General features: G+C 62.0%; 27 protein-coding genes. 15 read left to right on the top strand and 12 right to left on the bottom strand.

The window, feature by feature from the left end; genetic code table 11:
- Positions 1 to 125 precede the first annotated feature (125 nt).
- Positions 126 to 1,241, bottom strand: coding sequence for an ATP-binding protein (locus B0919_RS03810; RefSeq protein ID WP_078010852.1), 1,116 nt, complete (start codon positions 1,239 to 1,241; stop codon positions 126 to 128).
- A gap of 1,205 nt (positions 1,242 to 2,446) precedes the next feature.
- Here B0919_RS03810 and B0919_RS03800 point away from each other — a divergent pair.
- Entirely contained in the window at positions 2,447 to 3,148 is a 702-nt protein-coding gene (locus B0919_RS03800; RefSeq protein ID WP_078010850.1) for a hypothetical protein, read from the top strand.
- A 109-nt stretch (positions 3,149 to 3,257) separates the two neighbouring features.
- Here the strand turns inward: B0919_RS03800 and B0919_RS03795 are convergent, their stop codons facing one another.
- A complete protein-coding gene (locus tag B0919_RS03795; protein ID WP_078010849.1) occupies positions 3,258 to 3,869 on the bottom strand; it encodes a hypothetical protein in 612 nt (203 codons plus the stop codon).
- A 328-nt stretch (positions 3,870 to 4,197) separates the two neighbouring features.
- Here B0919_RS03795 and B0919_RS03790 point away from each other — a divergent pair, with 328 nt between their 5' ends.
- Both B0919_RS03790 and B0919_RS03785 read left to right on the top strand, forming a co-directional pair.
- On the top strand, positions 4,198 to 4,890 hold the full coding sequence (locus B0919_RS03790; protein ID WP_139361883.1) for a DUF6882 domain-containing protein: 693 nt from the start codon (positions 4,198 to 4,200) through the stop codon (positions 4,888 to 4,890).
- A gap of 242 nt (positions 4,891 to 5,132) precedes the next feature.
- Positions 5,133 to 5,831 (top strand): hypothetical protein, encoded by a 699-nt coding sequence (locus B0919_RS03785; RefSeq protein WP_139361882.1) that lies wholly within the window; start codon positions 5,133 to 5,135, stop codon positions 5,829 to 5,831.
- A gap of 208 nt (positions 5,832 to 6,039) precedes the next feature.
- Here B0919_RS03785 and B0919_RS03780 read toward each other — a convergent pair whose 3' ends face one another.
- Positions 6,040 to 6,381 carry a hypothetical protein gene (locus tag B0919_RS03780; RefSeq protein ID WP_139361881.1) on the bottom strand — a complete coding sequence of 114 codons (342 nt, stop codon included), beginning with the start codon at positions 6,379 to 6,381 and terminating at the stop codon, positions 6,040 to 6,042.
- A 417-nt stretch (positions 6,382 to 6,798) separates the two neighbouring features.
- Here B0919_RS03780 and B0919_RS03775 point away from each other — a divergent pair, with 417 nt between their 5' ends.
- The 7 genes from B0919_RS03775 to B0919_RS03745 all read left to right on the top strand — a co-directional run bounded on the left by B0919_RS03775 (position 6,799) and on the right by B0919_RS03745 (position 12,324).
- Positions 6,799 to 7,656, top strand: coding sequence for a helix-turn-helix domain-containing protein (locus B0919_RS03775; protein ID WP_176132835.1), 858 nt, complete (start codon positions 6,799 to 6,801; stop codon positions 7,654 to 7,656).
- Between the two features lie 81 nt (positions 7,657 to 7,737).
- Positions 7,738 to 8,181: a nuclear transport factor 2 family protein gene (locus B0919_RS03770; RefSeq protein ID WP_078010844.1), complete on the top strand. Its 444-nt coding sequence runs from the start codon at positions 7,738 to 7,740 to the stop codon at positions 8,179 to 8,181.
- A gap of 103 nt (positions 8,182 to 8,284) precedes the next feature.
- Positions 8,285 to 8,875: a hypothetical protein gene (locus tag B0919_RS03765; protein WP_078010843.1), complete on the top strand. Its 591-nt coding sequence runs from the start codon at positions 8,285 to 8,287 to the stop codon at positions 8,873 to 8,875.
- Between the two features lie 300 nt (positions 8,876 to 9,175).
- A complete protein-coding gene (locus tag B0919_RS03760) occupies positions 9,176 to 10,042 on the top strand; it encodes a helix-turn-helix domain-containing protein (RefSeq protein WP_078010842.1) in 867 nt (288 codons plus the stop codon).
- Positions 10,043 to 10,122: 80 nt separating this feature from the next.
- Entirely contained in the window at positions 10,123 to 10,662 is a 540-nt protein-coding gene (locus B0919_RS03755; protein ID WP_078010841.1) for a YbhB/YbcL family Raf kinase inhibitor-like protein, read from the top strand.
- Positions 10,663 to 10,787: 125 nt separating this feature from the next.
- The gene (locus B0919_RS03750; RefSeq protein ID WP_078010840.1) at positions 10,788 to 11,717 is read left to right on the top strand and encodes a DUF389 domain-containing protein; all 930 of its coding nucleotides are present in this window, start codon (positions 10,788 to 10,790) and stop codon (positions 11,715 to 11,717) included.
- Between the two features lie 163 nt (positions 11,718 to 11,880).
- Positions 11,881 to 12,324, top strand: coding sequence for a hypothetical protein (locus B0919_RS03745; protein WP_078010839.1), 444 nt, complete (start codon positions 11,881 to 11,883; stop codon positions 12,322 to 12,324).
- A gap of 67 nt (positions 12,325 to 12,391) precedes the next feature.
- Here B0919_RS03745 and B0919_RS03740 read toward each other — a convergent pair whose 3' ends face one another.
- Together B0919_RS03740 and B0919_RS03735 are read right to left on the bottom strand one after the other, a co-directional pair.
- Positions 12,392 to 13,687: a metallophosphoesterase gene (locus B0919_RS03740; protein WP_176132834.1), complete on the bottom strand. Its 1,296-nt coding sequence runs from the start codon at positions 13,685 to 13,687 to the stop codon at positions 12,392 to 12,394.
- A 295-nt stretch (positions 13,688 to 13,982) separates the two neighbouring features.
- Positions 13,983 to 14,288, bottom strand: a complete 306-nt coding sequence (locus B0919_RS03735) for a hypothetical protein (protein ID WP_078010837.1) — start codon at positions 14,286 to 14,288, stop codon at positions 13,983 to 13,985.
- A 154-nt stretch (positions 14,289 to 14,442) separates the two neighbouring features.
- Here B0919_RS03735 and B0919_RS03730 point away from each other — a divergent pair, with 154 nt between their 5' ends.
- Complete coding sequence (locus B0919_RS03730; protein ID WP_139361880.1) at positions 14,443 to 14,985, top strand: hypothetical protein; 543 nt, start codon at positions 14,443 to 14,445, stop codon at positions 14,983 to 14,985.
- 223 nt (positions 14,986 to 15,208) lie between these two features.
- On the opposite strand, the gene B0919_RS03725 is transcribed toward B0919_RS03730, so the two are convergent.
- Positions 15,209 to 16,288, bottom strand: a complete 1,080-nt coding sequence (locus B0919_RS03725; protein WP_078010835.1) for a chemotaxis protein CheB — start codon at positions 16,286 to 16,288, stop codon at positions 15,209 to 15,211.
- Between the two features lie 333 nt (positions 16,289 to 16,621).
- On the opposite strand from B0919_RS03725, the gene B0919_RS03720 reads away from it, so the two are divergent.
- The 3 genes from B0919_RS03720 (at position 16,622) to B0919_RS03710 (ending at position 20,025) form a co-directional block, all read left to right on the top strand.
- Positions 16,622 to 17,755: an acyltransferase family protein gene (locus B0919_RS03720; RefSeq protein WP_078010834.1), complete on the top strand. Its 1,134-nt coding sequence runs from the start codon at positions 16,622 to 16,624 to the stop codon at positions 17,753 to 17,755.
- A 256-nt stretch (positions 17,756 to 18,011) separates the two neighbouring features.
- The gene (locus tag B0919_RS03715) at positions 18,012 to 18,590 is read left to right on the top strand and encodes a DUF4269 domain-containing protein (protein WP_078010833.1); all 579 of its coding nucleotides are present in this window, start codon (positions 18,012 to 18,014) and stop codon (positions 18,588 to 18,590) included.
- A 472-nt stretch (positions 18,591 to 19,062) separates the two neighbouring features.
- Positions 19,063 to 20,025 carry a pectinesterase family protein gene (locus B0919_RS03710; protein ID WP_078010832.1) on the top strand — a complete coding sequence of 321 codons (963 nt, stop codon included), beginning with the start codon at positions 19,063 to 19,065 and terminating at the stop codon, positions 20,023 to 20,025.
- A gap of 74 nt (positions 20,026 to 20,099) precedes the next feature.
- Here the strand turns inward: B0919_RS03710 and B0919_RS03705 are convergent, their stop codons facing one another.
- The gene (locus B0919_RS03705; protein WP_078010831.1) at positions 20,100 to 21,155 is read right to left on the bottom strand and encodes a S41 family peptidase; all 1,056 of its coding nucleotides are present in this window, start codon (positions 21,153 to 21,155) and stop codon (positions 20,100 to 20,102) included.
- A gap of 299 nt (positions 21,156 to 21,454) precedes the next feature.
- Between B0919_RS03705 and B0919_RS03700 the strand changes: the two genes are divergently transcribed.
- Entirely contained in the window at positions 21,455 to 22,702 is a 1,248-nt protein-coding gene (locus B0919_RS03700; protein WP_176132833.1) for a TPM domain-containing protein, read from the top strand.
- Positions 22,703 to 22,786: 84 nt separating this feature from the next.
- Here B0919_RS03700 and B0919_RS03695 read toward each other — a convergent pair whose 3' ends face one another.
- The 5 genes from B0919_RS03695 to B0919_RS03675 form a co-directional block, all read right to left on the bottom strand.
- Entirely contained in the window at positions 22,787 to 23,206 is a 420-nt protein-coding gene (locus tag B0919_RS03695) for a hypothetical protein (RefSeq protein ID WP_078010829.1), read from the bottom strand.
- 141 nt (positions 23,207 to 23,347) lie between these two features.
- The gene (locus B0919_RS03690; RefSeq protein ID WP_078010828.1) at positions 23,348 to 23,821 is read right to left on the bottom strand and encodes a hypothetical protein; all 474 of its coding nucleotides are present in this window, start codon (positions 23,819 to 23,821) and stop codon (positions 23,348 to 23,350) included.
- Positions 23,822 to 24,182: 361 nt separating this feature from the next.
- A complete protein-coding gene (aspA, locus tag B0919_RS03685; protein ID WP_078010899.1) occupies positions 24,183 to 25,589 on the bottom strand; it encodes an aspartate ammonia-lyase in 1,407 nt (468 codons plus the stop codon).
- Between the two features lie 163 nt (positions 25,590 to 25,752).
- Positions 25,753 to 26,007 carry a hypothetical protein gene (locus tag B0919_RS03680; RefSeq protein WP_078010827.1) on the bottom strand — a complete coding sequence of 85 codons (255 nt, stop codon included), beginning with the start codon at positions 26,005 to 26,007 and terminating at the stop codon, positions 25,753 to 25,755.
- 129 nt (positions 26,008 to 26,136) lie between these two features.
- Positions 26,137 to 26,562, bottom strand: coding sequence for a hypothetical protein (locus B0919_RS03675; protein ID WP_078010826.1), 426 nt, complete (start codon positions 26,560 to 26,562; stop codon positions 26,137 to 26,139).
- Positions 26,563 to 26,593 lie beyond the last annotated feature (31 nt).

Here is a 26,593-nt window from a genome sequence, read left to right as displayed (position 1 = left end):
CGCAAAAGCGCGCGGCCACTTGGGCCTGCCGGGCGCCCGGCTCGGCCAGCGCCTGCGCCACGCGCTGACGCAAATCCATCGAGTATGCTTGCATACAGCCGCTTACGTACGCGGAGCGCCAGCAGCTACATTGTCTGTGAATCTGCTATATCTTTAACAAATTCTTCCCATTTCTGTCGACTAACCAAACCCATTAATTTTAATTCTTGTATATTCTGTTTCTTTATATCCTTGAATACTTCTTCGCGACTCTCCTTAGTTAAATCAATCAAATAACCTTTGATTGTATTGTTGACAGCGTCTAGTACTTTTTTATACTCTGGAACTACGGGATTAAATGCTGTCCAATCCGGCAATATTGCGTAATGATTGGCAAGCGCATCAGCTTCTACGATAAACGTATATCTTTTTGCAGCAACTTTCCTTCCATCAAGCAAATATTCGTATCCCGTCCCTTTCCAACTACATTCTCCAACCATTCGTTTATTTACCAGCCAAGCAACTCCATGCTGATGTGTAGTTTTATCAGTTGCTTTGACATCTATGATTGTTATCTTGACCTGACCTACTCCCTCGACATCTAACAATATTTCTTCTACATTGTCCTTTGGTATATCCGAGAAATCAATTTGAACACTATTTAGAAATACTTCAAATTTAGGATCCACCAAGAACCGCATACCTATTTCAGAGCGCACAAGTGCTTCTGACAATATTGCTTGCTGAGCATGCTCTACATATATTTCTGTTCCATGGCCTGCGCGCGGTGTTGCATCACCTATTTTTTTAAATCTTAGGTTGCCGCCGTTTTTCAGAAACACCCTAAAGACATTTTCATATCCATCCCTCCAAGTCCTCACAAAGTAATCTTTGCCAAAAGCGAAGCCAGAAAAACGACCTTTGCCGTTTTTGCCAAATACAGTTCTAGAACCCTCTATGTTATTATCAAATGGAATTTCAGCATGTAGTCCCTGATATTTAGCTCTATCATAAGATAACATTTGAAATCTAGTCATGAACTGATTTTCAGTCATTCCATGTCCATTGTCCTGTACTGCGAACTTATCACCGTCTTTTTCAGGCCAAGTGATAATAACTTGTGATGCGCCCGCGTCCCAAGCATTGGCAACAAGTTCCATTATGGCAACTTTAGGAGACTTTATTATATGTATACCTGCATATTGCTCCAGGAATCTATCGTCAAATAGTGGTAGCGACGGAATGCTTTTTGGTTTTTTCATGGCCTTAGAATAAAACGCCGAGCAAAATAGATAAAACAATGTAAACTCTCTTGTCTAACCCAAGTTTTGGTATTGCATGACCTATACAGCGGCTCCAAGACACCACCGCCGCCCGGATACTGGCTATCCAGGCGGCGGGGGTTGTTTAGAGATTCAACTTCCCGCTAACTTAAGCCCCCGGCCAACTGGTAAGGCCTTCTGCGGTTTACCTTATGGCTTATGCCTAATCAAACAACCCTACTACGCTACGGCATTGGGCTACTTCTGATCGGTTGTACTTCCAAGAACTCTTCCCAGCTAGCCTACGACTACTCCTTGGCGGTAGAGGACACCAATCCGATGATTGGGCCGGAGGCTAGCCTCGAAGTAGAAATGAGCCCCAATGCCAGTGGCATCAATGCAACGCTTTACGCTTGCTCCCGCTACGATACGCTTTGGGCGACGCATCCCAATGCGCTACCCCGGTTTCGGCGCGTTCCGTTTGATACGCTCCGAATCAGCCTTACCACTAACCAGGTCGATTCTATCTATCAGATGGCCCGGCAGGTGTTTGCGCTACCGGTTAGTTTGAGAACCCGTGACCCAAATGCGCCGCCCCCGCCACCGCCGGCCCACGACCTTGACAACTTCTTAGTAGTGCGCTTCAGACCATACGGCTACGGTGGACCGCATTTTGAATGCGGTGGATACGAAGAGAACAATGCGGCGGCTTACCGCCTGCAGAGCTACCTAACTCGGATAAAGAACCACGCCCCCAAGTAGAGGCTTATACTCAATCGACATGCTGCCCCTCGCTCTGACGCTAAACCCGCGCCAGCTGCTCATTACTAGCCGCTGACTACCGCGCCGCAACCCAGCAGGAAGTACTAAGAGCACGAAAACAATGGTTTCCGTGCTGCTAGGAATTCCCATGAGCCCAGAATCAATGGTTTCTCAGCAACTGGGAATTCTCATGAGCACAAAAACAATGGTTTCTGGGCTCATGGGAATTCCTATAAGGGCAGAAACAATGATTTCCGGGCTCGTGGGAGTTCCTAGCAGCACGGAAACCATTGTTTTCGTGCTCATGGGAATACGGCTGGCTCGCGTGGCGGCCAACGCCTCGCCTGCGTTGCGAAAACGATAAAAAATCGATGCTTGCCCGGTGCACTTTGCTTATAACGAGTGCTATATTCCAGCAGTAATACAATTAATCCGTTTCGTTTATGTCAACTGAGATTACCGGGCTGGCCACTTCGGCGCCCACCAAACCCAAAACCGTGCGGCGCACGGCCCAACTCCCCAGCAAAGGCGTGTCCTTGGGCGCGCTGGCCACTACGGTAGCCGCCGGCTGGCAGGCCTCCAGGCTGCCCGCGCTGCTGTGGCTGACCAAGGACGACTTTGCGGCCCAGGTGGCAGCCTTCGTAGCCAACCACCAGGAGGCCGACAGCGCCGGCGACGCCCGCGCCCCGCAGGCCAAGCGCCTGAAAGCCCTCGACAAGCAGCTAGACGCCGGCCTGCGCTACGTGAAAGGCTACCTGGGCGAGCAGTACGACGACGAAGAAGCCTACTACGGCGAGTTCGGCATCGAGAAGGTGGGCAAAAGCTATCAGCTGCCCACCGCGCGCCCCGAGCGCGTGCAGGCCGTGGGCAAGCTGCTGGCGGCCCTGCGCAAGCACAAATTCGACAAGAACAAGTACGGCACCGCTTACTGGCAGCCCCTCTACGACGAGTACCAGGCCTTGCTGGCCGACGCCACCACCAGCACCGGGCAGCGCAGCGGCAAGGTGAGCCAGAAAGACCAGGGCGAGGCGCAGGTGCGCAAGGGACTGCGGGCGCTCATTCACCACATCAAGGCCAACTACCCCGACACCTACGAGGCCGAGCTGCGCGGCTTCGGGTTCCAGAAGGAGACGTTTGGCGGGTAAGTGCGGCGCGGCTGCGTTGAAGTCACCGGCCCGGTTGCCCGTAGCGGCGGCCGGGCCGGTGTGGTATTAGTCCATGCAATGGGCTTGCTTACTTATGGACTCGTGGCAGCTAGAGCCCGGCAGGTGGTGCAGGTAGCGGTTGCTTTTCCAGGTCGCGTGGGTGCGTGCCCAGCGGATCTATCCCGAGTTGGGCCCGCATGTCTTCGGCCAAGGCATCGGCTGCTCGCCGAAGCTGCACCTTGGTGTGGTCCATGCTATCCAGGTGCTCCCGATTCAAGAAGTTGAATGCATTGCTTTGGTCGGCCAGCTCTTGCAAAAAGCCTGTGGCCTTCCACAGCTTGTTGTAGGTTTCCTGCTGGGCATACAAAATGCCTTTGGCCGTTATCTGGTTAATCAGCAAATGCTTGGGCTGCATATCCCGCCAGGACCGCAAGGCCTCCTCATGGTCATGTTCATTCTGGGCATACTCCTTCAGCGTCGCCGCAACGGCCAAGTTGGTGGCCCCCTGCAACAGGGCACTAATCATTTCCTCGTACCAGGCGAGGCGTTTACCAAAGGCCTGTTGGTCGCGAAACTGTTCGAAGCCGCGTTTGGCGCCAAACGCTCCGCCAATCCAAGCTCCGATGATGGAAAGCACTGCAGTCAGGAGCAGTTTGAGCAAGTCCAGGTTCCCTTCTGTTTTTTCCAAGGCCAGAAACATTCCTAGTAGCATCTCTTTCATAAGACCGAGTCGTTTTTGGTTTCAAATAATTTATATTATTTGTTAATAATATTCAATATAGCTTCTGGATACGTCTGCCGCGAGTTGAGCGCCACGGAACTCGTGACTAGCCAACCAGGGAGGCTGTGGCTGCCTTGTTGACACGGCGGCACCGCGCCGTCCGGACGTCGTCGTGCTGGTAGGCAAGTTGGAAACCCGCGTTATTACAGGCCCGAGTTACACTGCGCTAAACTCGCGGCAGCAGAAGCCGAGCAACTTTGCCCGCAACCTACTAGTAAGCACTACGCAAGCCGCCGAGCTTTCCTTTAACCCCTACCCCAACCCTCCCATGACCCCGACCAACCTCGAAGCCACGCCGTGCAAATCCGTGCAGGAACTGCTGGAGCGCTACAGCGCCATTGCCTACGACAAGCAGAACGACCTGTTCGAGGTCATCGGGGAGAATGACTGGAGCTTCGATATGGCGGCGGGCACGATTTCATTTGGGCCGGCGCTGGTGTTTCCGGTGCAGATTCTGGGTACGTTCTCGCACTCGTCCGAAAGCTGGCTGTGGGCCTGGGCCAACACCCAATCGGGCATCCCAAAGCAGCTGCTGGAGCAGGCCCTGCAGCTCAAAGCCTACGGGGAGCAGCAGGAAATCGACCTGCTCAAGCACGACGCCGTGGATGCGGAGGAAGACGACCTGCACCTGATCGGCGCCATTGCCTCGGGCATGTTCGACGCCAGCGGCTACTACCTGGCCGACTACGGGCAGGGCGTGATGCTCATCACCGTGAAGAGCCCGCTGATCGACCAGCACCGCAAGCACGACGTGGCCCGGCTGCTGCACGCCTTTCCCGAGGCCATTTCCTTTTATGAGATGCACCACCGCCCCGCCTTCATCAGCTACGCCACGCTGAAAGGCTACACCGTAGCCGAGCAGGCCGACACGGTCACGGCCACCGGCGCCGGCGGCAGCCTCACCGCCACCTTCGACGACCTCGGCCGCCTGAGCAACCTGACGGGCAGCAGCGGTAAGTAGCCGTTTCAGCGCCAGAATCTGATGCCGGGCTCTGGCGCTGAAACGTCGTTTCGGGTTGCTTCCTCTGGCTTCTGCCTGGCTGCGCTGCCCTGCCGTTCGACGAGCCTAGGACAGAGCGGAGCCCAGGCCCCTCGACGCCGCTGGCTACCGAGCAGAGCCCGGCAACGCCTGCCGCAACTTGCTGGGGAACTTCAGTTCCTGATCGGCTTAATTTCCTGGTAAGCTCTTGGTAGCTTTGAAGAATGAAGCAACTCTACTTGTTGGCGGCATTAAGCTGGCCTGCTCTTTCCAGCGCCCAATCAGTGGGCATTGGCACCACCACCCCCGTTGCCAGCGCGGCGCTGGAAGTGCGGAGTACCTCCCAGGGCCTGCTGCTGCCCCGCCTGACTACGGCCCAGATGAATGCCATCAGCGGGGCCGTACCAGGACTTCAGATTTTCAATACGACCGACAGCAAGTTCTACGGCTGCACCGCCGCCGCGGTATCCGGCAGCGTGGTGCAGAACGTCAGCAGTCAAACGCTTAACGGCGGCTTTCCAACCTTTGAGCTAGCGCAGAGCTTTGTGCCCACCGGCTCCGGTGTCTGGCAATCGGTTACCGTTTATAGTGGCCGCACGGGCAGCAGCACCGTCAGCGTAAAGCTGTACTCCAGCAATTCGCCTACCGGGACGCCCCGGGGCACGACGACACCCCAGACGTTGAACTTAGTCGCCGGTCAGCCCTTCACCATTTCGGTTGCTTCGCTCGGCGTTTTTCTAGCCTCAGGGCAGCCGTACAGCTTCTCCGTTACGTTTGGTGGCAGTGATGTTTACCTGGCCGGCTCGGGCAGCGACCCTTACCCGAACGGCCAGTGCTACGGCGTCTCTGGCGGGTTTCCGTTTTACGATTTGAAGTTTCAAGTTGACTACGGCACCCCGGCGGTGTGGGTGCCCTTACACTAGCGGGCAAGCTGTAAGCGGCAGGGGCTCATGCGGCGTGCTGATACCGGCTTGCCGTAGCACAACCGTTTGAAGGTTTGGCCCCTACCTGAGAGGCTAGTTGGTAATGCGCAACGTGAACCGGCCCGGGTTACGCGGCGCTACATGCGTATTAGCAACGGGTCCCACCCTGGCGCGTCGGAGGCCAGGGTGGGCCGTACCACTGCGTGAGCTAGTGTTTTGCCTTCCGAAACAGGTACTGGGTGCCCATCCGGTCCGTTGACACGTGGACCAGCTCCCAGCCCGCGACGGTGATACCGCTCAGCTGCTGGTTGACTACTTCCATATTCTTCCGCAAAACCGTATGGTACTTGTTCGATACACCGCCGGGTAACTCCTCCAGCGGCATTTCTGACTTGCCCTGAAAAGCCGGCGCGAAGATAATTTTGGCCTGGCCGCCCATTTGTGACTCTGACTCCAAAACCGTCATAAACTCGTAGGCAGGGGCTGTCTGGGCGAAGCTCGCGGTAGCGCCGCTTAGCAGTAGGCCGGCCGTTATAAGAAGTGCTTTCATAGGTTTAAACATAGCTCTCCCGACGCCAATGTAGCGCCGCGACCAGGCCGGCCGCTACCTGAAGGTCATGAAAAAGCTTGTTCTGCTGTAGGCCTGTCTGCTCGCATTGAGTGCGCATCCGGTGGCATTAGCCGATTTGGAAGTAGTGAAATAGGGGAAATACCCGGCGTTGGCGGAGCCAACAAGGCTTTAGAAGCATTCCATCAGATCGTGCAGCAGCTTTACCAGGAAGGCTATATGTTGCAGGGCAACGCCTTGGCTAGGAAAAACACTGCCTTATTCGTGAAAAGCCGTTAGCCCGTCACACGGGTTCAGGCAGTGTCGGCAAACACCGGCACGTCGTAGCCTCCGCTGGGCATGACTAACGATCTGGGTGTATATTCAGCATCAGCGGGGAGGGCGGGGCATGGACAGCCCGTGCCCGCCGCCCGCCCGGATGACATGGACATCTACTACCAGACCCTGCCGCCGTCGGCGCACCTAAGGCCCTTCATCCGGGAGTACCTGCTGCTGGACGTGACGGCCGCGCCCGGCGAAGCGGTGCCGGCCAAGGCCATGGCCGCCAACGTGGAGCAGTGCCTGGTGTTTTACCTGCGCGGGCATGTCACGGCCGTGGATGCGGCCTCGGGCGCCACGCGGGTGTACGCCCCCACGGCCCTGAACGGCACCCAGTCGGCGCGCTTCGATTTCTACATCACGCCCCGGTTCCGGATGCTGTCGGTGCAGTTTCAGCCGGGCGTGCTCAGCAAGTTTGTGCGCCTGCCCCTGCCCGAGTTTACCAACGCCCGTATCGACGCGGAAGCGGTGCTGGCCGCCGATATCCGGCAGGTGCAGGAGCAGCTGGTGAATGCCCCCACGTACGCGGCCCTCATCGAGCAGACGGAAGCCTACCTGTGGCAGCGCATTCAGCGTCTGCGCCTTGCATTCGAGCCCTTCGACCGGGCCTTGATGCGGCTGGCAGCGCAGCCGCAAGCCTATTCGCTCGACCAGCTGGCCCAGGATGCCTGCCTGTCGGTGAGCCAGCTGGAGCGGCGGTTTCGGCAGCAGCTCGGGGTGGGGCCCAAGCTGTTCGGGCGCATCTGCCGCTTCGGGCAGGCGCACGCGCTGAAAGCGGCGCGGCCCGAGCTGGACTGGCTACAGGTAGCGGTGGAATGCGGCTACTACGACTACCAGCACCTGGCCAAGGACTTCCGGCAGTTTGCCCACGCCACCCCGCCGGCCCTGCTGCTAGCCCAGGCCCAAGCCCCCGACCGCCTGGCGCGGCCACCCCGCTGACATTGCCGATTTTTTACCACTAGCCAGGGCCGGGCGGCGGGTAGGTTAGGGGCATCATTCGCCTTAACCTCCCACGTTGCCATGAAAAAGCTATTTGGCCTGAGCGCCGCCGTGTTGTTGCTGCCCGCCGCGGCGTGGGCCCAAAGCAAGGACGAGACGGAAATCCGCCGGCTCGAAGAACTCGAAATCAATACCGTACAGCGGGGCGACACCGCGGCGCTACTCAGCCTCTGGGCTCCGCAGTTCGTGGTGAACAACCCCTACGGGCAGATCGTGACGCGGCCCCAGATTTTCGGCTTTATCCGCCAGGGCCAGATCGACTATTCGACGGTAAAGCGCATCGTGGAGCGCGTGACGGTGGTCGACAACCTCGCCGTGGCCATGGGCCGGGAAATCGTGACGCCGCAGCGCGGGACGGAGTTTGCGGGCAAAACCGAAACCCGGCAGTACACCGACGTATGGCTGAAAACCCGCGCCGGCTGGCGCCTGACGGCCCGACAGGCCACCATCACGTCCTTGAAGTAAGCGGGCCGGGGCCTTATATCACATGATTATGCGAGGGGCTGATGCCACCTGTGGCACAAAACTGGCATCGGGGGAATAGACAATGTTAACCACCTCATTCCCTATGAAGACCACCTTTTCCCTCCTTGCCCTGCTGGCTACGGTATCGGTACTATCGACTAGCTGCAAGAAATCGGCCCCGACGCCGAAGGAGAGCTACGCCCTTACCCACGAGTTCAGCACGGTGCTGGGCGTGACGCCCGCCGAAACCGAGCGCACGGAGCAGCCCACCAGCAAGCTAATCGGCACGGCCCAGGTGACCGACGACGCGCTGTCGCTGACCATTGCCGTGCCGGAAGAGGAAGAGTTGGTGCTGCGCATCGACCAGGACCGGCTGGCGAAGGATTACGTGGGGCAGTACTTCCTGCGCGGGGCCAATGACCGCAGCGGCGCGGCCGATGTTACTTACAGCTACTCCTTTGCCAGTGGCAGTGCCCGCCAGACGCGGGTGTACGATAACCAGCCCGGCAGCCCCGGCGCCACCAGCGGCTTCGTGCAGATAACCGCCTACGACCCGGGCTCGGCCCTTATCAGCGGCATCTACCACGTGCAGCTCGCCTTCGTGCCGCAGCCCAAGGCCCCGGTGACGGTAACGGCTCCGCTGTGGCAAATCACCCTGGAAGGCAAGTTCAACAACGCGAAACTGACGCGCTAGGAGCTGAGGGCAGTAACTGGAAAGAGTGTGTTTATGCTTTCCGGGCCGTCCTGCTCTATCTGGCGTCCGCGCCGTCGAAGCAGCTCTACCGCTTCGTTGTCTGGCTCTGATGGCATCGTTCAGTAGAGATGCTTCAACGGCGCTCCGCACGACGTTCTTGTGGCTTACTAGCCACACGGCCCGGGATGTGGGAACCGGGCAGCCTTTTCCCGCTGAGCAAGGTGGTAGCCGTACTTTCATCAGCACTGTGGCGCGTGGTATCTTAGCTGAACGCACCCTTAAGGTGCCCGCCGACGCCCCATGGAACAGCATTACAATCTGCCGCAAGACCTGGTAGGCGGCCAGCCGGCCGGGGAGGTGTACATCCTGCGCCATACTTCGCCGGGGCCCAACCATCGCACCCAGATTACCCTGCACTACAACCTGTTCAGCTTTCCGCTGGAGGGCGAGAAATGGGTGCTGCACCCGGTCAGCGCCCTGCGCGTCGACGCCGCGCAGTTCCTGCTACTCTCGACGGGCAACTGCCTGATGAGCGAAAAGCGCGCCGGGCCGGGCGGGGCTTTTCGCAGCACCATGCTCTTCTTTACCGACGCGGCCCTGGCGGCCTTCTTCCACAAGTACCCCGAGCTGACGCCGCCGGGCCCGGCGCAGCCCAAGGCTCCGGCCGCCACGTTTCCGGTCGACGACTTCCTGCGCAACTTCGTGCTGTCGCTGAACCTGCTGCTGGAGGCGGGCACCGCGCTGCCGCCGAGCCTGCTGCAGCTCAAGCTGGAGGAGCTGCTGCTGTACCTGGCCCGGCGCTACCCGCAGTGCCTGCCCACGCTGCGGGCGCTGGCCGCCGAAACCACCGAGAGCCTGGAAATCCGGAAGGTGGTGGAAGCCCACGCCGACCAGCCCATCACGGTGGAAGACCTGGCGTTTTTGTGCAACGTGAGCGTTTCCACGTTCAAGCGCCGCTTCGGGCGGCTCTACGGCACCACGCCCAACAAGTGGCTGGTGCAGCGGCGCCTGGCCACCGCAGCCGACCTGCTGCGGCAGGGCTCCCTGAAAGCCAGCGACGTGTACTACCGCGTAGGCTACCAGAACATGTCCAGCTTCATCCAGTCGTTTAAGCAGACCTACGGCGTGACGCCGAAGAAATTCCAGCGCCAGAGTTTGAACGTTTAGCCACACTTTTTGCCCGTTTGCCCCTAACCCGCCGTCCCCGGGCCGATCTAGCTTTGCAGGGTAAGTAATTCACCTGCAACATGAAAAGGATTCTGACCCTGCTGGCCGCCACGGCCCTGAGCAGCGCCGCCCTGGCGCAGAGCTTCACCCTGAAAAGCGCCGACCTGGGCGGGCAGCTCCCCGCGCGGCAGTACTTCAACGGTATGGGCTTCGGCGGCGAAAACCTTTCGCCTCAGCTTGCCTGGGAGCACGCCCCGGCTGGCACCAAGAGCTTCGCCGTGACCATGTACGACCTCGATGCGCCCACCGGCAGCGGCTTCTGGCACTGGGTGGTATTCGACATTCCGGCGGAGGTGACGGAGCTGAAAGCCGGGGCCGGCGACCCGGCCAGGAAGCTTCTGCCCACGGCCGCCGTGCAGGCCCACAACGACGCCGGCCTGCCCGGTTACTTCGGTGCGGCGCCCACGGCGGGGCCGGCCCACCGCTACATGCTCACGGTGTACGCTCTGGATAAAATGCTGAGCCTGCCCCCAACGGCTACGCCCGCTTATATCGGCTTCAACATGAGCGGCGCTACCCTGGCCAAAGCCTCGCTGCTGGTGTACGGGCAGAAGAAGTAGGCCGCATCTGGGCAGTCCTGCTGGTCAGCTGGCGCAACGCCACTGCCCCGAACGCACGTAGGGGAATAACCGGGCCGCCGACTAGCTGCACGCTCAGTCGGCGGCCCGCCACTATTCGCCGCCCTATGCACCGCACCCTGGAAATCACCGTTCCCCCGGCCGCAACGGATTCGTTGCAGGCCGAGCTGACCGCCCTGGAAGAAGTTATCGGCCTGACGCTGCTGCGCGGCGGCTCGCTCAAGCCCGCCGGCGACGTGCTCACCGTGCACGTGCTCAACCGCGGTGCCGACGCGGTGCTGCGCCGCGTGCGCGACGCCGTGCCCGATCAGCACGGGGTGAGCATCGTCACGGCCGAGGCCACCAGCTTCATCAATCCTGATGACTACGACCTCGTGCGCAGCGACCGGGACGAGGCCATCTGGGAGGAAATGGAGAGCGGGCTGCGGCACCAAGGGCACATCACGGCCAATTACCTGCTGCTGATGGCGCTGGGCGGCATCATTGCCGCCGTCGGGCTGGTATCGGAGCCGGTGCCGCAGGCGGTGGCCTTCGTGGCCTCCGCCATCATCGCGCCGGGCTTCGACCCGATGACCACGGTGGCCTTGGGCCTGGTGCTGCGCCGGAGCCTGCTGGTGAAGCGCGGTTTAGCCTCGGCGCTGGCCGGCTACACGGTGCTCATCCTGGCCGCAGCTGCCACCATGGCGGCGCTGGTAGCCGCGGGCGAGGCCGACGCCGCGCTGCTGGCCGGCAACAAGGAAGTGGAGCACCTGGCTCACCCGAAGCTGATGGAGCTGGCCGTGGCCGCCGCGGGCGCTTTGGCCGGCGTGGTGATGCTGGCGGCTTTCCGGCGCAGCTTTCAGGCCGGGCCCCTCATTGCCATGGCCTTTATTCCGGCCGCGGCCCTCATCGGGGCCGCCCCGGTGGTTGGCCGCCCCGACCTGGCCCTGGAAGGGCTGGCCCGTTTCGGGGCCGACTGGGGCTTTATCTTGGCACTGGGCGCACCGTTTTTGTGGCTCAAGCAACGCTTCCTGCACCGGCGGCAGCCGCTGGTATAGGTTGGCGCACTGACGCTTGAGCACCGGCGTGGCACCTAGCCCCGCTGGTTAAGGAGCGAATAATATAGTTCTGACTTATATCGGTAAAAGATTATATTGACTAAGCAATTCGGCCCGCTTGGCTCCGGGGATCCTTGCCAATCCACAACTATAACCAGCTGCCATGAACAAGATATTTCGCTTGTTACTCCTGAGCTTGCTGCTGACTGGTGCCGGCCCCGCAGCGCTGCACGCGCAAAACAAGTGCTTTGAAAAGGCTTCGGCCGCCGACGTGCAGCAGCTGCGCTTTCTGCTGGGCCAGTGGCAGGGGCAAGTCACTGAGCAGGGCGCTACCCGGACTCTTCAACTGCACTTCTTTGAGCGTGACGGGCAAATCATGGCCACGGCGCTACAAGCCGGCGCGCTGGTCCCGCTGACCCTGCAGGCCAGCCTGTGCGCCCCCGGCAAGTTCCATTTCTTCGGTTTGGGGCCGCACGGGGAAGATTTCCGCTTCAACGCCCGGCAGCTGAACGAGGGCCTGAGCGGTACTTTTACGGCGGGCAGCTCCTGCGGCACCAGCAACAAGCCGACTTTCGCCCTGCGCCGCACGCCTGCGGTGGCCCATTGAGGTATCAGCAACTAGGGGAGGCGCCCTACTCCACTGCGACCCACTGGGTGCGCCGGAGCAACCCGACCTACGAAGCGGCGGGCCCGAGGCGGGTCTTTCCGCCCAGGTCGTCTACCTTGTACTCCGCGCCGTTTTCGATCAGCAGGCCTTTGGTCTGACCGGTGCGCTTGGTCTGGCCGTGCTTGATGTCGATTTTGAGCACCTTGCCCTCGTAGTCAGGCGTGATGTCGCCGACGACGGAGTGGCCGATGACCAGGCGCCCGGCCTGGTAGAAGCGTAGCACCTGCTCCAGCTCCTGCTGGGTGGTGCGGTGGTAAGAGGCACCGCGCGGGTCGTTGAAGAAAAAGAACACCCGGTACAGCCAGTTCAGGGCCAGGCTTCGGTCCCAGTAAGGGCCGTCGTAGGAGCTGAGGACGAGGCCTTCGCGGGTGCCGGCGAGGCGCTTAGCGGCCCGGGTGCCGTAGTAGGTACGGGCAATGCGGTTGAGCTCGGTGAGACCCAGGCCCTGCTGCACCAGCTTGGTTTTGAGGCCGGCGTGCACAAACAGGTAAGGCCCGATGCGCTCGGCTACGTTTTTGGTGCGCAGCCAGCGGCCCAGCTCGGTATTGGCAGCGTACAGGGCGGGGCCGGCCTGGTCCCAGCGCGCACGGCCGCTGATCTGCCGGGCCACCTCGATGTACTTGTACTGTGCGTAGGACTGGTCGCCGTAGAGGTTCATCACCTCGTGGTTGCCGAGCACGTAGTGCACCCGCCCGCCGGCCTGCTCAGCCTGCGCCTCCAGCTTGTAGATCAGCCAGAGCACGGGCGTCACGTTGTCGCCGCGGTCCACGAAGTCGCCGTTCAGCACCAGGTGGCCGGGTCCGAAGGTCCAGTTGTAGCCCGCATCCACCACGCCGTGGCTGCGCAACAGGCTGATCAGGCCGTCGAAGTTGCCTTCGATATCGGAAATGGCCAGCAGCCGGGCCGGCATGGGGTAGGTTTCGGCCGGCCGCAGGTGCGCCGCGCGCAATGCTACGGAGAAGGAGTCTTGGTCCGGATTATTGACCCGAACCTGCAGCGGCTCACCGGCCCGCAGCGGGGCGCTGCGCAGCTGGTTGTGGCGGTCCACCACAAACTGCCGGTTGCCCACCACGTAGGGGCCGTCGACGCCATCGAGGGCCGTGGGCACGGGCTGATCGGTGAAAAAGCCGAATTTCTCCTGGTTGACCAGCGCATCCAGCCCCGACCAATTATACGTGTACCGGCCGGTTAGCTCGTCTACGCTGTTTTGACCCAGAATCAGGGTGGTCAGCACCCCATACGCCACCGCTGCAATCACTCCCCACTTAACGATTTTTTTCAGGATGGACTTGGGTGTTTTCACAGGGCGGAAGTTGGGATGGAGAGTTGGCAAGCAGGAAAAGTCGGCCATTCGGGCAGCGGTGGCCCCGACCAGCAAGGGCCGAAGATAAGCGTCCCGGGCACGCGCTCCGCGGCAGAATTCAAGTTCCGCTATATACCCGCCGTTTTCCTGCCCCAGAGCCACCTGCTGGCTTCGCGCCAATTGGCTAACGGCCCGTGCTTCCTGGTGCTAGCCCTGAATAGCCGACTCAGCAGACGCCAAACAGCCGGCTTCTGCGCGTAGCAAAAGCCGGCTGTTGCTGAGTGGTGTTGGCCGTTTAGTGGCGGCCGTGCCCATGGCCATGGCCATGCCCGTGGCCGCGCCCATGCCCGTGGCCATGAGGGCCGCCAGCGGGCACGTAATACACCGGCTGGGCCGGAACCACCACGACGGGCCGCGGCTGGTAGTAGTGACGATGGTGGTGCTTATGCTTCACCGGGCGGGCTTCGTGCACCACGATTACCGGCGGCGGGGGCGCCGGCTGACCGATGTTGATGACTACCTGGGCACGAGCTGGCGCGGCGCTAAAGGCCAGGGCGCCGCCGGTCAGCAGCAGAGTGGCGAGGAGAAAAGATGGACGCATACGGGGAACGTTGAAGCGGAGGAATAACTGTGGTCCTGACCCGGGACAAAGATTAAGCCAACCCCAACCGCCGCCCAACTCCCGGGCCTAAGGCACGACCAAGCGCTGCCTGAAGCGCGAGGGGTGTATTATTACGCATATCAAGCTCAGGATCATGGCATCTGAACGACAACGGGCGGTTCGACTGGCGGCGTGGTACAACGCCGTGCCCAACGTGCTATGGTCGGTGCTGGGCCTGGCGCCCGTCGTCGTGTTTGCCTACCAGCACATGGAGCGGCCGTGGCTGTACGGGCTGAGCGCGCTTAGTTTGCTGCTGTACCTGGTGCCGGCGGCCGGGCTAGAGCGGCTGCGGCTGAGCGCCCAGCCAGCGGCTTACCGACGGCTGGGCGTGCACCGGCTGAACCGCTTCGCGCAGAACGGTGAGCTGGTGAACCGCCGGCTGCGGCAGCACTTTCCGGAGTTTCGGCAGGTGCAAGGCCGCACCTCGGCCGTGCGGCGGCTGCGGGCTTCGTACCACCTGGAGCGGTTTCACCTGGTGCTGCTGTTGTTCTTTCTGCTTACCAGCCTGTACGCGGCGGCCCGCGGCTACCTGGGCTGGGCCCTGCTGATTCTGCTCGCCAACGTGGGCTACAACCTCTACCCCATGTGGCTGCAGCAGTACCTACGGGCCCGGCTCCGGGCTGCCACCCGGCGCTGAGGGGTCAGCCTGGCGTCAGCATTGCCTTTGGCGCGGTGCCCAGCGGCCTGTACCACATCAGCCAGCCCGTCCCGATGGCACTACGCTCACCAGCAACGTGTAGGTGCCGCGCTGAGTGCGTACCCATTTGTTATGCTCAGCTGGCCCGGCTGCGGCCAGGACGGCCTGCTTTGGCGGGTCAGAGCACCATACACGTGGTAGAGAGTATCGGCAGCGCGCCGGCCTACCCAGCCTTGCTGTCCGCTTCGTCGTCTTCCCTACTCTGAAAGCGCAGGTCGCCGCTGAGCGCTTCGTGCTTGAGAATGGAGTCGTGCACCACCCGGGCCTGGGCCCCGGTCTTCTCGGCTTTGCGGAAGAAGGTGGCCGCCGCCGCGGGGCGGCCGTTTTGCTTGAAGTGGTTCCCGAGCGTCTGCAGCAGCATTTTGGTTTCCTCCAGCCCGCGCATGCTCTGGTAGAGCATGGCTTCCACCGAATCGGCTGCTTCCGAAAGCAGCGTGCTGATGGTGTAGGCGTGCCCGGTGTGGCAGCGGTAGCGGATGATGTTGCCCTCGATGAGCTGCGTAAGGGCGCCGTGGCATTCCGGGCAGGTAAACGGCGTTAGCCGGCCCTTGTCGATGATGCCCATTTCGAAGGCGTTGTCCTGCTTGGCAATGGCGAGTTCGAGCTGCAACAGCTCCAGCTCGGCGGCGGCGCGGCGGCGCGCGCGCGGCGCGGGCTCCAGCGTGAGGCGCACCAGCAGGGCGGCCAGCTCGGCCAGCGGCACCACGTAATCGGCTTTCACGAACTGCAGGGCATTGATGGGCATGGCGGGCGTGACGGCGTCATCCGGGTCTTGCACCACCGTCACGCCGCCCAGGCGCTGCACCGTCCACAGGCCGGAAGTGCCGTCGTCGAGGTAGCCGGTGAGCACCACCCCAATAACCCGCGGCCCGTAGGAGTAGGCCACGGAGCGAAACAACGCGTCAATAGAAGGCCGAAACTTGTTTTCCTTGGGGCCGTGCGTAATCAGAATCCGGTCGTTCTCGACGAGCATGTGGCGGTCGGCGGGGGCAATGTAAATGGTGCCGGGCTCCACCGTCTCGCCGTTGTGGGGTTGCTTAACGGGAAGCGGCGCCACCGCGTCCAGCAGCCGGGCCAGGGAGTTGGATGAATCGGGTGCCACGTGCTGCACCACGAAAATGGGCGCCGGAAAATCGTGGGGCAGCATCTGAACCAACTCCCGCAGGGCTGCAATGCCCCCCGCCGAGGCTCCAATGACCACAATGTCTCGTTGCTGATGTTTGCGGTCAGAGCGGGGAGCCATGTCGTGCACTTGAAGTTACAACCAAGCTATTATACTGACTTCGCAGCCCGCATGGCTGGCGGCGCTCTTACTTTGCTGGCTACTTGGCTTGGTCCGCCCGTTTGGCAACCAGCCGTGGGTGCCTTGCTGCTGGGCTGTAATAGGCCCCTGAGGCCTACAAGGGGCAATGGCTGCGCTAAAGGGATGTTGGCGTTTCCCAGGCTTTGGCCCGCACGCGGCGGGGCTGATTTTCATTGGGTTAGTGCGCTGTTAGTGTGCTTAGGATGGCGCAGAGTTGGCAAAATTGCACTAACTAGGCCGCACGAACTACCTGCATACCCGTCGGCATAGCCTATGCAAACCCAGTTACTTCCCGCCGTGGACGCCCCGGCCCTGAGCACCAAGCCGCACTACGCCATCCTCGACGGCCTGCGCGGCGTAGCGGCGCTTACGGTGGTGGCTTTTCACCTGTGCGAGTCGCACGCTACCAGCCACTTCGATCAACTCATCAACCACGGCTACCTTGCCGTCGACTTCTTCTTCCTGCTCTCGGGCTTCGTCATCGCCTACGCCTACGACGACCGGTGGACGCGCATGACGGTGAAGGACTTCATCAAGATCCGGCTGGTGCGCTTGCAGCCCCTGGTGGTGCTGGGCATGATTGTCGGGGCGCTGTGCTTCTACTTCCAGGATTCGGCCATGTGGCCCGGCATCAGCGAGGTACCCGTTTGGAAGACGCTGCTGGTCATGCTCGTTGGCTTCACACTGCTGCCGCTGCCCTTGTCGATGGACATCCGGGGCTGGCAGGAAATGCACCCGCTCAACGGTCCGGGCTGGTCGCTCTTTTTCGAATACGTAGCCAATCTGCTCTATGCCTTTGGGGTGCGCCGCCTTTCCCGCGGTCCGCTCGCGGTACTGGTGCTGCTGGCCGGCGCGGCGCTGGTGTACCTGGCCCTCACAGCCGGCGACGTGGTCGGCGGCTGGGCGCTGGAGCCCAAGCAGTTGCGCATCGGCTTCAGCCGGGTGATGTACCCGTTTTTTGCCGGGTTGCTGCTGGCACGCGTCGCCAAGCTGCCCCGGGTCGGGCATGCCTTCTGGTGGTGCAGCCTGCTACTGGTGCTGGTGCTGGCCTTTCCGCGCGTGGGCGGCCCCGCGCAGCTGTGGCAAAACGGCCTGTACGAGGCGCTTAGCATCGTAGTGGTGTTTCCGCTGATTGTGTGGCTGGGAGCCGGCGGGCAGATAAGCAGCCCCGGCGCGGCGCGGGTCTGCAAGTTCCTCGGCGACATTTCCTACCCCATTTACATCACCCACTTCCCGCTGGTATACATCTACACGGGCTGGGTCAGCAACCACAAGCTCCCGCTGCAGCAAACCTGGCCCGTAGCCCTGCTTACGTTCTGCTCCGCGCTGCTGCTCGCCTACGCCAGCCTGAAGTTCTACGACGAGCCGGTGCGGCGCTGGCTGCGCCAGAAGCTGCTCACGCGCTAAGCAGCGCCAGAGCAGCTGCTTGCACCTTCTCAGACGTCCTGCCTCATCAATACCCGATGGATGAGGCAGGACATTCCATTAGACTACGCCTAAAGCACTCGGAACGGTCCTGTAGAGCAAAGCAGAAGCATCTCTCCCGCTTCGGCTGGCGCCCCCTCTCTTTTTCGGAGAGGGGGCCGGGGGGTGAGGCGCAACGTCAGCGCTTCGACGGGATTCAGCATAACATTTCAAGATACCACCTGACACCGGCTACCCCATGCGCGACTGGCACGACCTGCGCTACCTGCAAACCGGTACGCCCCGCCAACAGCAAGCCTACGCGGCCATTACGCAACTGGGCATTCTTACTGCCCTGCAGGCATTTGGACCAGTGCTGGCCGGCACCATTCCGCTAGCCATCGATGTGGCCGGCAGCGACCTGGACTTTATCTGTGAAGTGCCTGAGGCAGAGTTGGGCGCTTTCGGGCAGCTGCTGCGCCGCCACTACGGCCGCTTGCCCAGCTTTTCCCTGGCTGAAGCCAGTTTTCAGGGTTTGCCTACCGTCGTAGCGAGCTTTGAGGCAGTCAGCTTCGCTTGGGAAGTCTTTGGTCAGCCGCGCCCGGTGGCCCGGCAGCACGCGGTGCGGCACCTGCAGGTGGAATACGCAGTGTTGCAGGCTGGTGGGGAGCCTTGGCGAGTGGCCGCGCAGCAACTAAAGCAGCAAGGGCTGAAAACGGAACCGGCTTTTGCCCGGCTACTGCAGCTACCCGGCGACCCGTATGAGGCCTTGCTCCGCTTGGAACAACTGTCGCCGGCCGAGCTATATGACTTACTGCAGCAGCGCCCCATTGCTTAAGAGCCTGCACATCGGCAGGCCAAGCTGGTTTTGACTGCTCGGGCGCAACGAAAAAGCGGCTGCAACAGGCGCGCATCAAATAAATCGGGGCCAGCCTGGTGTATTCGGGTACCGCCCGGCCTGCGACGGGCTGGGTCAGGGGGACGGCTTCGGACAACAAACCCTATAAAATAACTCGGCAACTAATTCCTTAACCGCATTCGGGACAATAAGCGGCCACGGACCTTAGCACAAAAATTTACTATTTACTTCGACGCGCTTCAGCATGAATATGCTTAAATTAGCCGGGTCTGACGTAATACAATCAGCCCTCTTAGTTTTCATCTGCACTGCTCCCAGTCATAGGCGTTTCGCGTTCGAATGAGTCATAACGCCTTTTTTAGCAAATACCCCATCAGCTGGCCAACCCGGACTCACCCACCGAAACTGATACGAACCTTCCGCTCGCACCCTTCATTGCCCACCCAAGTCTATGAAAAAAATACTACTTTTCTGCTTCTTTATTCTAGTTGGTGCCGGTATGCTCCGGGCCCAGCAGATAACCATAGCCCCGGATGGCAGCGGGACCTACCGCACCATTCAGGCGGCCCTCGACGCGGTACCACTCGATAACCGCACGCCCATCACCATCTTCATCAAAAACGGCACTTACAAGGAGAAGCTCAACCTGGGCAAGAAGCGCAACTTCGTGAAGCTCGTAGGCGAGTCAGTGGAAGGCACCGTGCTGGTATACGACGACTACAATGGCCGCGTGGTAGAAGGCGCCGCCGAGCCGCTGGGCACTTCGGAGGCCTCTTCGTTCCGGGTGTTTGCCAACAACTTCTCGGCCGAGAATATCACCTTCCAAAACACGGCGGGCCTGGCCGGCCAGGCCCCGGCCATGTGGGTATACGGCGACAAGGCGCAGTTCCGCAACTGCCGCTTCCTCGGCTTCCGCGACACGCTGTACGTGTACGGCTACGGCTCGCGCCAGTACTACAAGGACTGCTACATTGAGGGCACCACGGACTATATCCTGGGCTCGGGCACGGCCTGGTTTGAGAACTGCACGCTGTTCTGCAAGCCCAAGGGCACCTGCATCATGGCCCCGTCGACGCCCGACACGGTGACGTTCGGCTTCGTGCTGCAACGCTGCAAAATCGTTGGCGACGCCCCAGACGACTCGTATTTTCTGGCTCGCCCCTGGAAGCCGTTCGGCAAGACCGTGCTGCTCAACTGCGAGCTGAGCGCCGTCGTCAAGGCCAAGGGCTGGGACCATTGGGGCAAGGAAGACAACAAGCAGGACGCCTTTTTCGCCGAGTACAAGTCGAAAGGCGACGGGGCTGCCAAGCCCAAGCAGCGCGCTCTGTGGTCGAAGCAGCTAAGCCCGCAGCAGGCCGCTCTTTACACCCCGGCCACGGCCCTGCGCGGCTGGGACCCCACGGTGGTAGAATAACCCGCCTGCCTCGTAACGAACGGGCCCGGTTGCCGCACGGCAGCCGGGCCCGTTCGTGTTAAGTGCGGTTGAGCTTAGGCTTTCGGCCGCGACGGGCGCACTTTGGCCTTGCGCAGCCACTGCAGGGCGGCCCGCACCTTCGCGTCCTGGTTGAGGTCGATGAAGTTGTCACCGCCATCGATGGGCTCGTCGGGCAGCACCTGCTCCTGGTAGAGCGTGCCGGTGCGGTCGATTTCGCGCTGGGTGGCAATGCTCAGCCCCGACTGCGCCGACAGCTCAAAGCCCTCGTTAGCGGTGGTAGCGCCGTAGCTCGGTTCGCCGAAAAAGCGCGTGCCGGGCCGCCCCTTCAGGCTGATGGCCACCACTTCGCCGGCGCTGGCGGTGCGCCCGCTCAGCAGAACCGCCACGGGCTGCGGCTTGCGCGGCATGGGGCAAGTGGCGGGCCCTAAGCGGCTGAAGCGCATGGTATCCACGTACAGGTCGCCGCCACGTAGGCGCCACTGCTCCGTGGGCTTACCGCTGGGGTCGACGAAGCCGCCCAGCAGCCCGTCGCCGATAAGCGGGGCCAGCCCGGCCAGCATGGGGTGCATGGCGCCGCCGTCGTTCAGGCGCAGATCGATAATCCAGCCGCGCAGGCGCCGGGGCTGCACGCGGCACAGCGAATCGCGCAGGGCCTGGGCCTGCCGTTGTACATCTTCCAGGCTGCGGATCTGCATGCTGGGCACCCGCACGTAGCCGTAGCGCCCATCGAGCACGCGCACCCGCACGCCGGGCTTCTGCTTCAGGGCCGCTTTCACGGCTGCGTTGGTGTAAGGTGCGCGCGCGGGGCTCCAGCCGTAGCTACGCCCTTTGTAGCTGAACCAGCCGTGCGAATCGCGCAGCTGCTCAAACAGGTAAGGGTATACGGGCAGCGTGGCCTGCACCGACTGCGCCCCGCGCGCCTTCTCGTACACGGCGGCCTGCAACTGCGCCCAGTCGACCTGGTCGCGCTGCAGGGCGTGCTGGCGCAGCAGGGCCAGGCTTTGGTCGAGGTGTTGCTTAACCGAATCGGCTATCTGATAAGGATTGTTCTGGCCAGTGACAAGGTGAGCTCCTCCCAGCAGTGCCGCTAGCACAATGGTTTGTTTCATGCTTAAAGATGCAAACCGCGCCCGCAGGCATCAGCTCTGCAGCCACAAAATCAGTAGCAGGGCGCGCAGCCTGGCGGTAGGCAAGGCTTCTTTTGAGCGGCCTTTAATAGCACGGCAGGCGCAATTTAGCGTCTACAAACCGGCGGCTCTGCGCAGGCGGGGCCGCCGGTTTGCGTTGGGCCTGGGCACTATAAAGGCGGCTACGGATCAGTACCACAGACCTGATGCAGCCCTGCGCCCTGCGCGGGCGTACAAGGAAGGCGCCCAGAACAAACCGGGTGCTTAACTGCTTCGAACCCATGCGCCATTTGCTTGCTTTTACCCTGATGTGGTTGCTGGTGGGCTGGAGCCCGGCCTTGCGGGCCGCGCCGGCCGACGAGCTGCCTTCGCGCCCCAAGCCCTTCCGCTTTGTGAATGACCAAGCCAGCCTGCTCAGCGCGGCGGATGCCCAGACGTTGGAAAAAGGCCTGCGGCAGTACGCCGCTAAAGCCGGTCTGCAGATTGTGGTGGTGACTGTGCCCAGCCTCGGCGGCCGCGACGTGGCCGATTACGCCCGGCAGCTCGGTACTGCCTGGGGCGTGGGCCAGCGCGATAAAGACAATGGCTTGGTGCTGCTGATAGCCGCGCAGGAACACCAGGTCAGCATTCAGGCGGGCAGCGGCCTGCGCCAGCAGATTACGCCCGCGCTGACCAGCAGCGTCATCAGTCAGCAGCTCGCGCCCAGCTTCAAGCAGGGCAACTATTTCGCGGGCCTGCGCGCCGGGCTGAACAAGCTCATGCAGGCCGCCGACCCCAGCGGTACTGCCCGCCCCGAGCAACCCGCTTCGGCCAGCAACGACGCGCTCAGTTCTTCTGCGGCGCCCGCCACTGTGGATGCCAGTAGCTCGGCCCTGGAAGCTCCCGGCGCGGACCCCGCCGAAACGCCTTTTTCGCCCACTGCGCAGCCCGAACCAGTTTCGGCTCCTAGCCCCGGCTTCAGCATCGGCGGCATGCTCATTGGGGCGCTGCTGCTGGGCGGGGCCGTATGGCTGATTACGCGCCTGTTTCGGCGGCGCACTACTGCCCCGGACCCAGCCCCCAACTTTTATCCCAACCAAGGCGGCCCCGGCCCAGGGGGCTACAACCAGGCGGGCGGCTACGGCCGCGGCCCCGCCGGTCCGGCCCCGGACTTTTATCCCAACCGCGGCGCCGGTAGCGGCAACGGCCTCGGCGGCGTCCTGCTCACGGGGGCCGCAGCCGCCGCGGGTGCTTACCTGGGCAACCGCATGGCTTCCGGTCACGACCACGACAGCTACGCCAACAACGTAAACCCCGGCGACAATGCCAACACCCCACCGCTACCCACCGGGCAGGGCGGTTTTCCAGCACTCGGCGGCGCCGGGGGTGGCTACGCTGACCAAGACGACCCCACGCCGGATTACTTCTCCGACGATGCCACCAACTCCCCGGACTATTTCTCCGACGACAGCTCCTACGATGACCCCTCCTCCGACAACACCGGCGGCGGTGGCTTCGACGACGACAATAGCAACAGCGGCTCGTGGTAGGTCCATAATAGCGGCTACCCTTCACGCACACGGGGCGCCGACCAGCTGGTCGGCGCCCCGTGTGCGTGAAGAGCCCGGTACGAGCTAGTGCATAGCCACCACCGCCGGCGCATTCAGCTGGGCGGAGCGCTCCGTAGTGGTGCGCAAATCCAGCACGAACTGGTGCACCTCGGAGCCGGTTTTTACCACGAACGTGTACTCGCCGTCAGGCAGCTTCTGCACGTTGATTTTGTGGCCGAAGGAGGGCTTCCGGCTGGTGGCCTCGAACAGCTTGGCCCCGTCGTGCTGGCGTACCAGCTGCACTTTGCTGAGTTGCTGCGCGGGGTTGCTGACGCGCACCAGGTACACGAAGTTACCGACCTTATCGATGTACACGGGCTGGGCCGTGTTGGTCGTCGCCGCTGCTTCCGGCTCCGACTGGGCGTGCGCCAGGGGGGTGAAACCAACGCTGGCCAGGGCGGCGAACAGCACGAAACGGGGGGCTTGTTGGAACAGGGTTTTCATAGCAGTAGGGTTGAAAAAGGGCGAAAAAGAAGTTGCGAGGTTGGTCAGTTGCTGACTCTGGACATTAGATGCGGAGCGGGTAGATACCGTTGCCTGAAGCTGCTCACATGATGATGTGAACCAGCCCGATACGGCACCTGCCTACAGAGAAGCGGTGGCGAGGCTGGTGGATTTCGGCCCACGCGCCTTCACGGTACGCACCACCGCGCCGCGGCAGGCTGAGTTGTTGTCTACCTGCAGCACGTAGCGGTAGGCTTCCGGACCTACGTTCATCAGCAGGGCGTAGCGGCCGGGACGCAGGTCGCGGAAGTTGAAACGGTGCCCGTAGGTCGGGGCTGAGTAGGTTTCGGCAAACACGGTGTTGCGGGTGGCCAGGCGCACAATCTGCACGCGGCTGGGCTGCTGGCCGGGGTTGGCCACGCGCACCCGGATGCTTTCGGCGTCGGCGTTTTCCACCGTCACCAGGGGCTGGCCGGGCTGGGCCTGCGCCGGCCGGGCAGCGGTGGCCCCGAGCAGGAGCAGCAAGGCCAGACCGCCCTGAACGGTACGCCGGGCCAGCGGCGCGGCAGCAGGTTGCGGGGCGGCTACGGAATCGGAGGTGAACAAGCGTTTCATAGCGGTAGGTTGAGGAAGTCGTTGTGTAAGAGAGGAGAACTGTGGCGCAGCAGAGCGCGAAACGGGGAAGGCACCTGGCCAGTGTGCGCTTTCGGACGATACCGCGTCGCTGCTATGGGTATACTGCCAAGCGCCGTGCCATTCCCACAACAATCTGATGCACAATATTATATCAACCAAAGCCGCCACGAAACCGCATGAAAATGTGTGCGAAACCGAACAGCCTGTTCGCTTTTGCGTGCGCCGCAGCCCGGAAGAGGTTTTTGCCCCCGGCGGCATCACATGAAAAAGCCAACGGCCCGGTCCCTACGCGTGCGGGACCGGGCCGTTGGCCACTGACTGACGCCTCGACGGGCGGCGGTTACTGGATGAAATGCGGGCGAATGAGGTTTTCGAAGGTGAAAATTTCGTCCCACTTAGCCTGGCTGAGCAGCTGCCGCTCGGCCACTGCAATCTGGTACACCGATTTGCCGGTGCGCAGGGCTTCCTTGGCAATTTCGGCCGCGGTTTCGTAGCCCAGCACCGGGTTCAGCTGCGTGACGATGCCCACGCTGTTGCGCACCAGGTCTTCAGCATGCTTGGCGTTGGCGGTGATGCCCAGCACGCACTTGTCGCGCAGGGTATGGCAGGCGCGCGTCATGTAGGAAATGCTGGTAAACAGCGCGAAGCTGATAACCGGCTCCATCACGTTCAGCTGCAGCTGGCCCGCTTCGGCGGCCATGGTCACCGTCAGGTCGGCCCCGATGACGTAAAACGCCGTCTGGTTGACCACCTCCGGCACCACTGGGTTCACCTTGCCGGGCATGATGCTGGAGCCGGGCTGCAACGGCGGCAGGTTGATTTCGTTCAGGCCGGCGCGGGGGCCAGAGGAGAGCAGGCGCAGGTCGTTGCAGATTTTGGAGAGCTTTACAGCCGTGCGTTTCAGCACGCCCGAGAGCTGCACGTAGGCGCCCGTGTCGTAGGTGGCCTCGATCAGGTCGCCGGCCAGCACCAGGTCCAGCCCGGTCAGGTCGCGCAGGTACTGGGTCACCAGCTCGGCGTAGCCGTCGGGGGCATTCACGCGCGTACCGATGGCGGTGGCGCCCATGTTGATTTCGCGGATCAGGCCGCGCGAGTCGTCGATGCGCAGCAGCTCCTCGCGCAGATTGGTGGCAAAGGCCTTGAACTCGTCGCCCATGCTCATGGGCACCGCGTCCTGCAGCTGGGTGCGGCCCATTTTGAGCACGTTGCGAAATTCCTCACCCTTGGCGGCAAAGGCATCGGCCAACTGCACCAACGCCTCGCGGTAGCCCACCAGCTTGTGGTTCAGGGCAATGCGGAAGGCCGTGGGGTACGCGTCGTTCGTCGACTGCGAGCAGTTGACGTGGTTGTTGGGGTGGCAGTAATGGTAGTCGCCCTTCTGGTGGCCCATCATTTCCAGGGCCACGTTGGCAATGACCTCGTTGGCGTTCATGTTCACCGAGGTGCCCGCCCCGCCCTGAATCATGTCGGTGAGGAACTGGTCGTCCAGCTCGCCGGCCACGACCCGGTCGCAGGCCCGGCCGATGTACTCGGCGATGGTGGCGTCGAGCACGCCCAGGTCGCGGTTGGCCAGCGCGGCGGCTTTCTTCACGTAGGCCAGCGCCTTCACAAACAGCGGCTCGGTGCGCAGCGGGATACCCGTGATATCGAAGTTTTCGAGGGCGCGCAGCGTCTGAATGCCGTAGTAGACGCCGTTGGAAATCGGCCGCTCGCCGAGAAAATCATGTTCGAGCCGGGAGGTGGGCATGGGCATGGTGGGGTCAGATGGGGAATGTCTTGTACGCAAAGTAACAGCCGGGTAGCCGAACCGGTTGGGCCGGCGCCCCCTACCGGCCCAAACGCACGACAGCCGCGCCTCTTACCGGAAGAAGCGCGGCTGTCATACCCCGAACAAAGTCAGCAACCGAAGCCTACTGGTTGCGCACCGGTGGATCGACGGTGATGACGCCCCGGCGCTTCGGCGCTTTGCGCAGCTCTTTGCGGGCTTTGCGCTTGGCGCGGCGCAGGCGGCGGCGGCGGCCGTAGCGCTTGTAGCGCGGGCGGTGCACTTTCTGGGTGATGCCGGCTACTTCAACCGGAGCAGCGGCTTCCGGGGCCGCCAGCGCCGCTTCGGCATCGGCCCCGAACAGGCTGAAGCAAAGCAGCAGGAGTATGATTCTGAGCATAAAAAATGTGAAAGCGAAAAGGGCGTTACCAGCCCGAGGAGGCGTTGTACGGTTGTTATTGTCCAACAGCGCTTTAAACGGGCGCGCAAAGTTACGCGTTCTTCGCTCAGCCGCCCAAGCCGAATTGGCTTATACCTGGAGCGGCTGCTGGGCCAGCAGCCACGCGGCGGCATCGGCCTCGTTTTCGAAGGAGCGGTACTGCAGCGCGAGGCCCTGCACATTGGTGGTAATGTAGGCCGTGGCTAGGCGCACCAGCACATCGCGCGACACCACCACGGCCCCGAAACGGTAGCCGGCCACCTGCACCGCCCGCGGCAGCCACTCATGGGCCACCCACTGCTGCTCCTCCTGGCTAAAGGGGCGCATATCGAGCTGATTGATGAGCATGCGGTTCCAGCCCCGGCGCTGCATGGCCTGGCTCATGTGCGTAAACAGGGCGCGGGTGTCGCTCAGCTGCCGCTCGTTGCGGCTCCAGTACACCCGCACAAATCCACTGGCGTCTTCCAGAATTCGGCCGGCGGTATTTTCAAAGTAGAAGGCAACGGGTGCGGGCATGGCGCAAAAGTAGCAGCGCCCCGCCGAAACT

Origin of the sequence: Hymenobacter sp. CRA2 (assembly GCF_002007105.1) — a bacterium.
Lineage (GTDB): Bacteria > Bacteroidota > Bacteroidia > Cytophagales > Hymenobacteraceae > Solirubrum.
The sequence above is the reverse complement of the archived record's forward strand: the minus strand, read 5'-3'. Positions and strand labels throughout refer to the sequence as shown.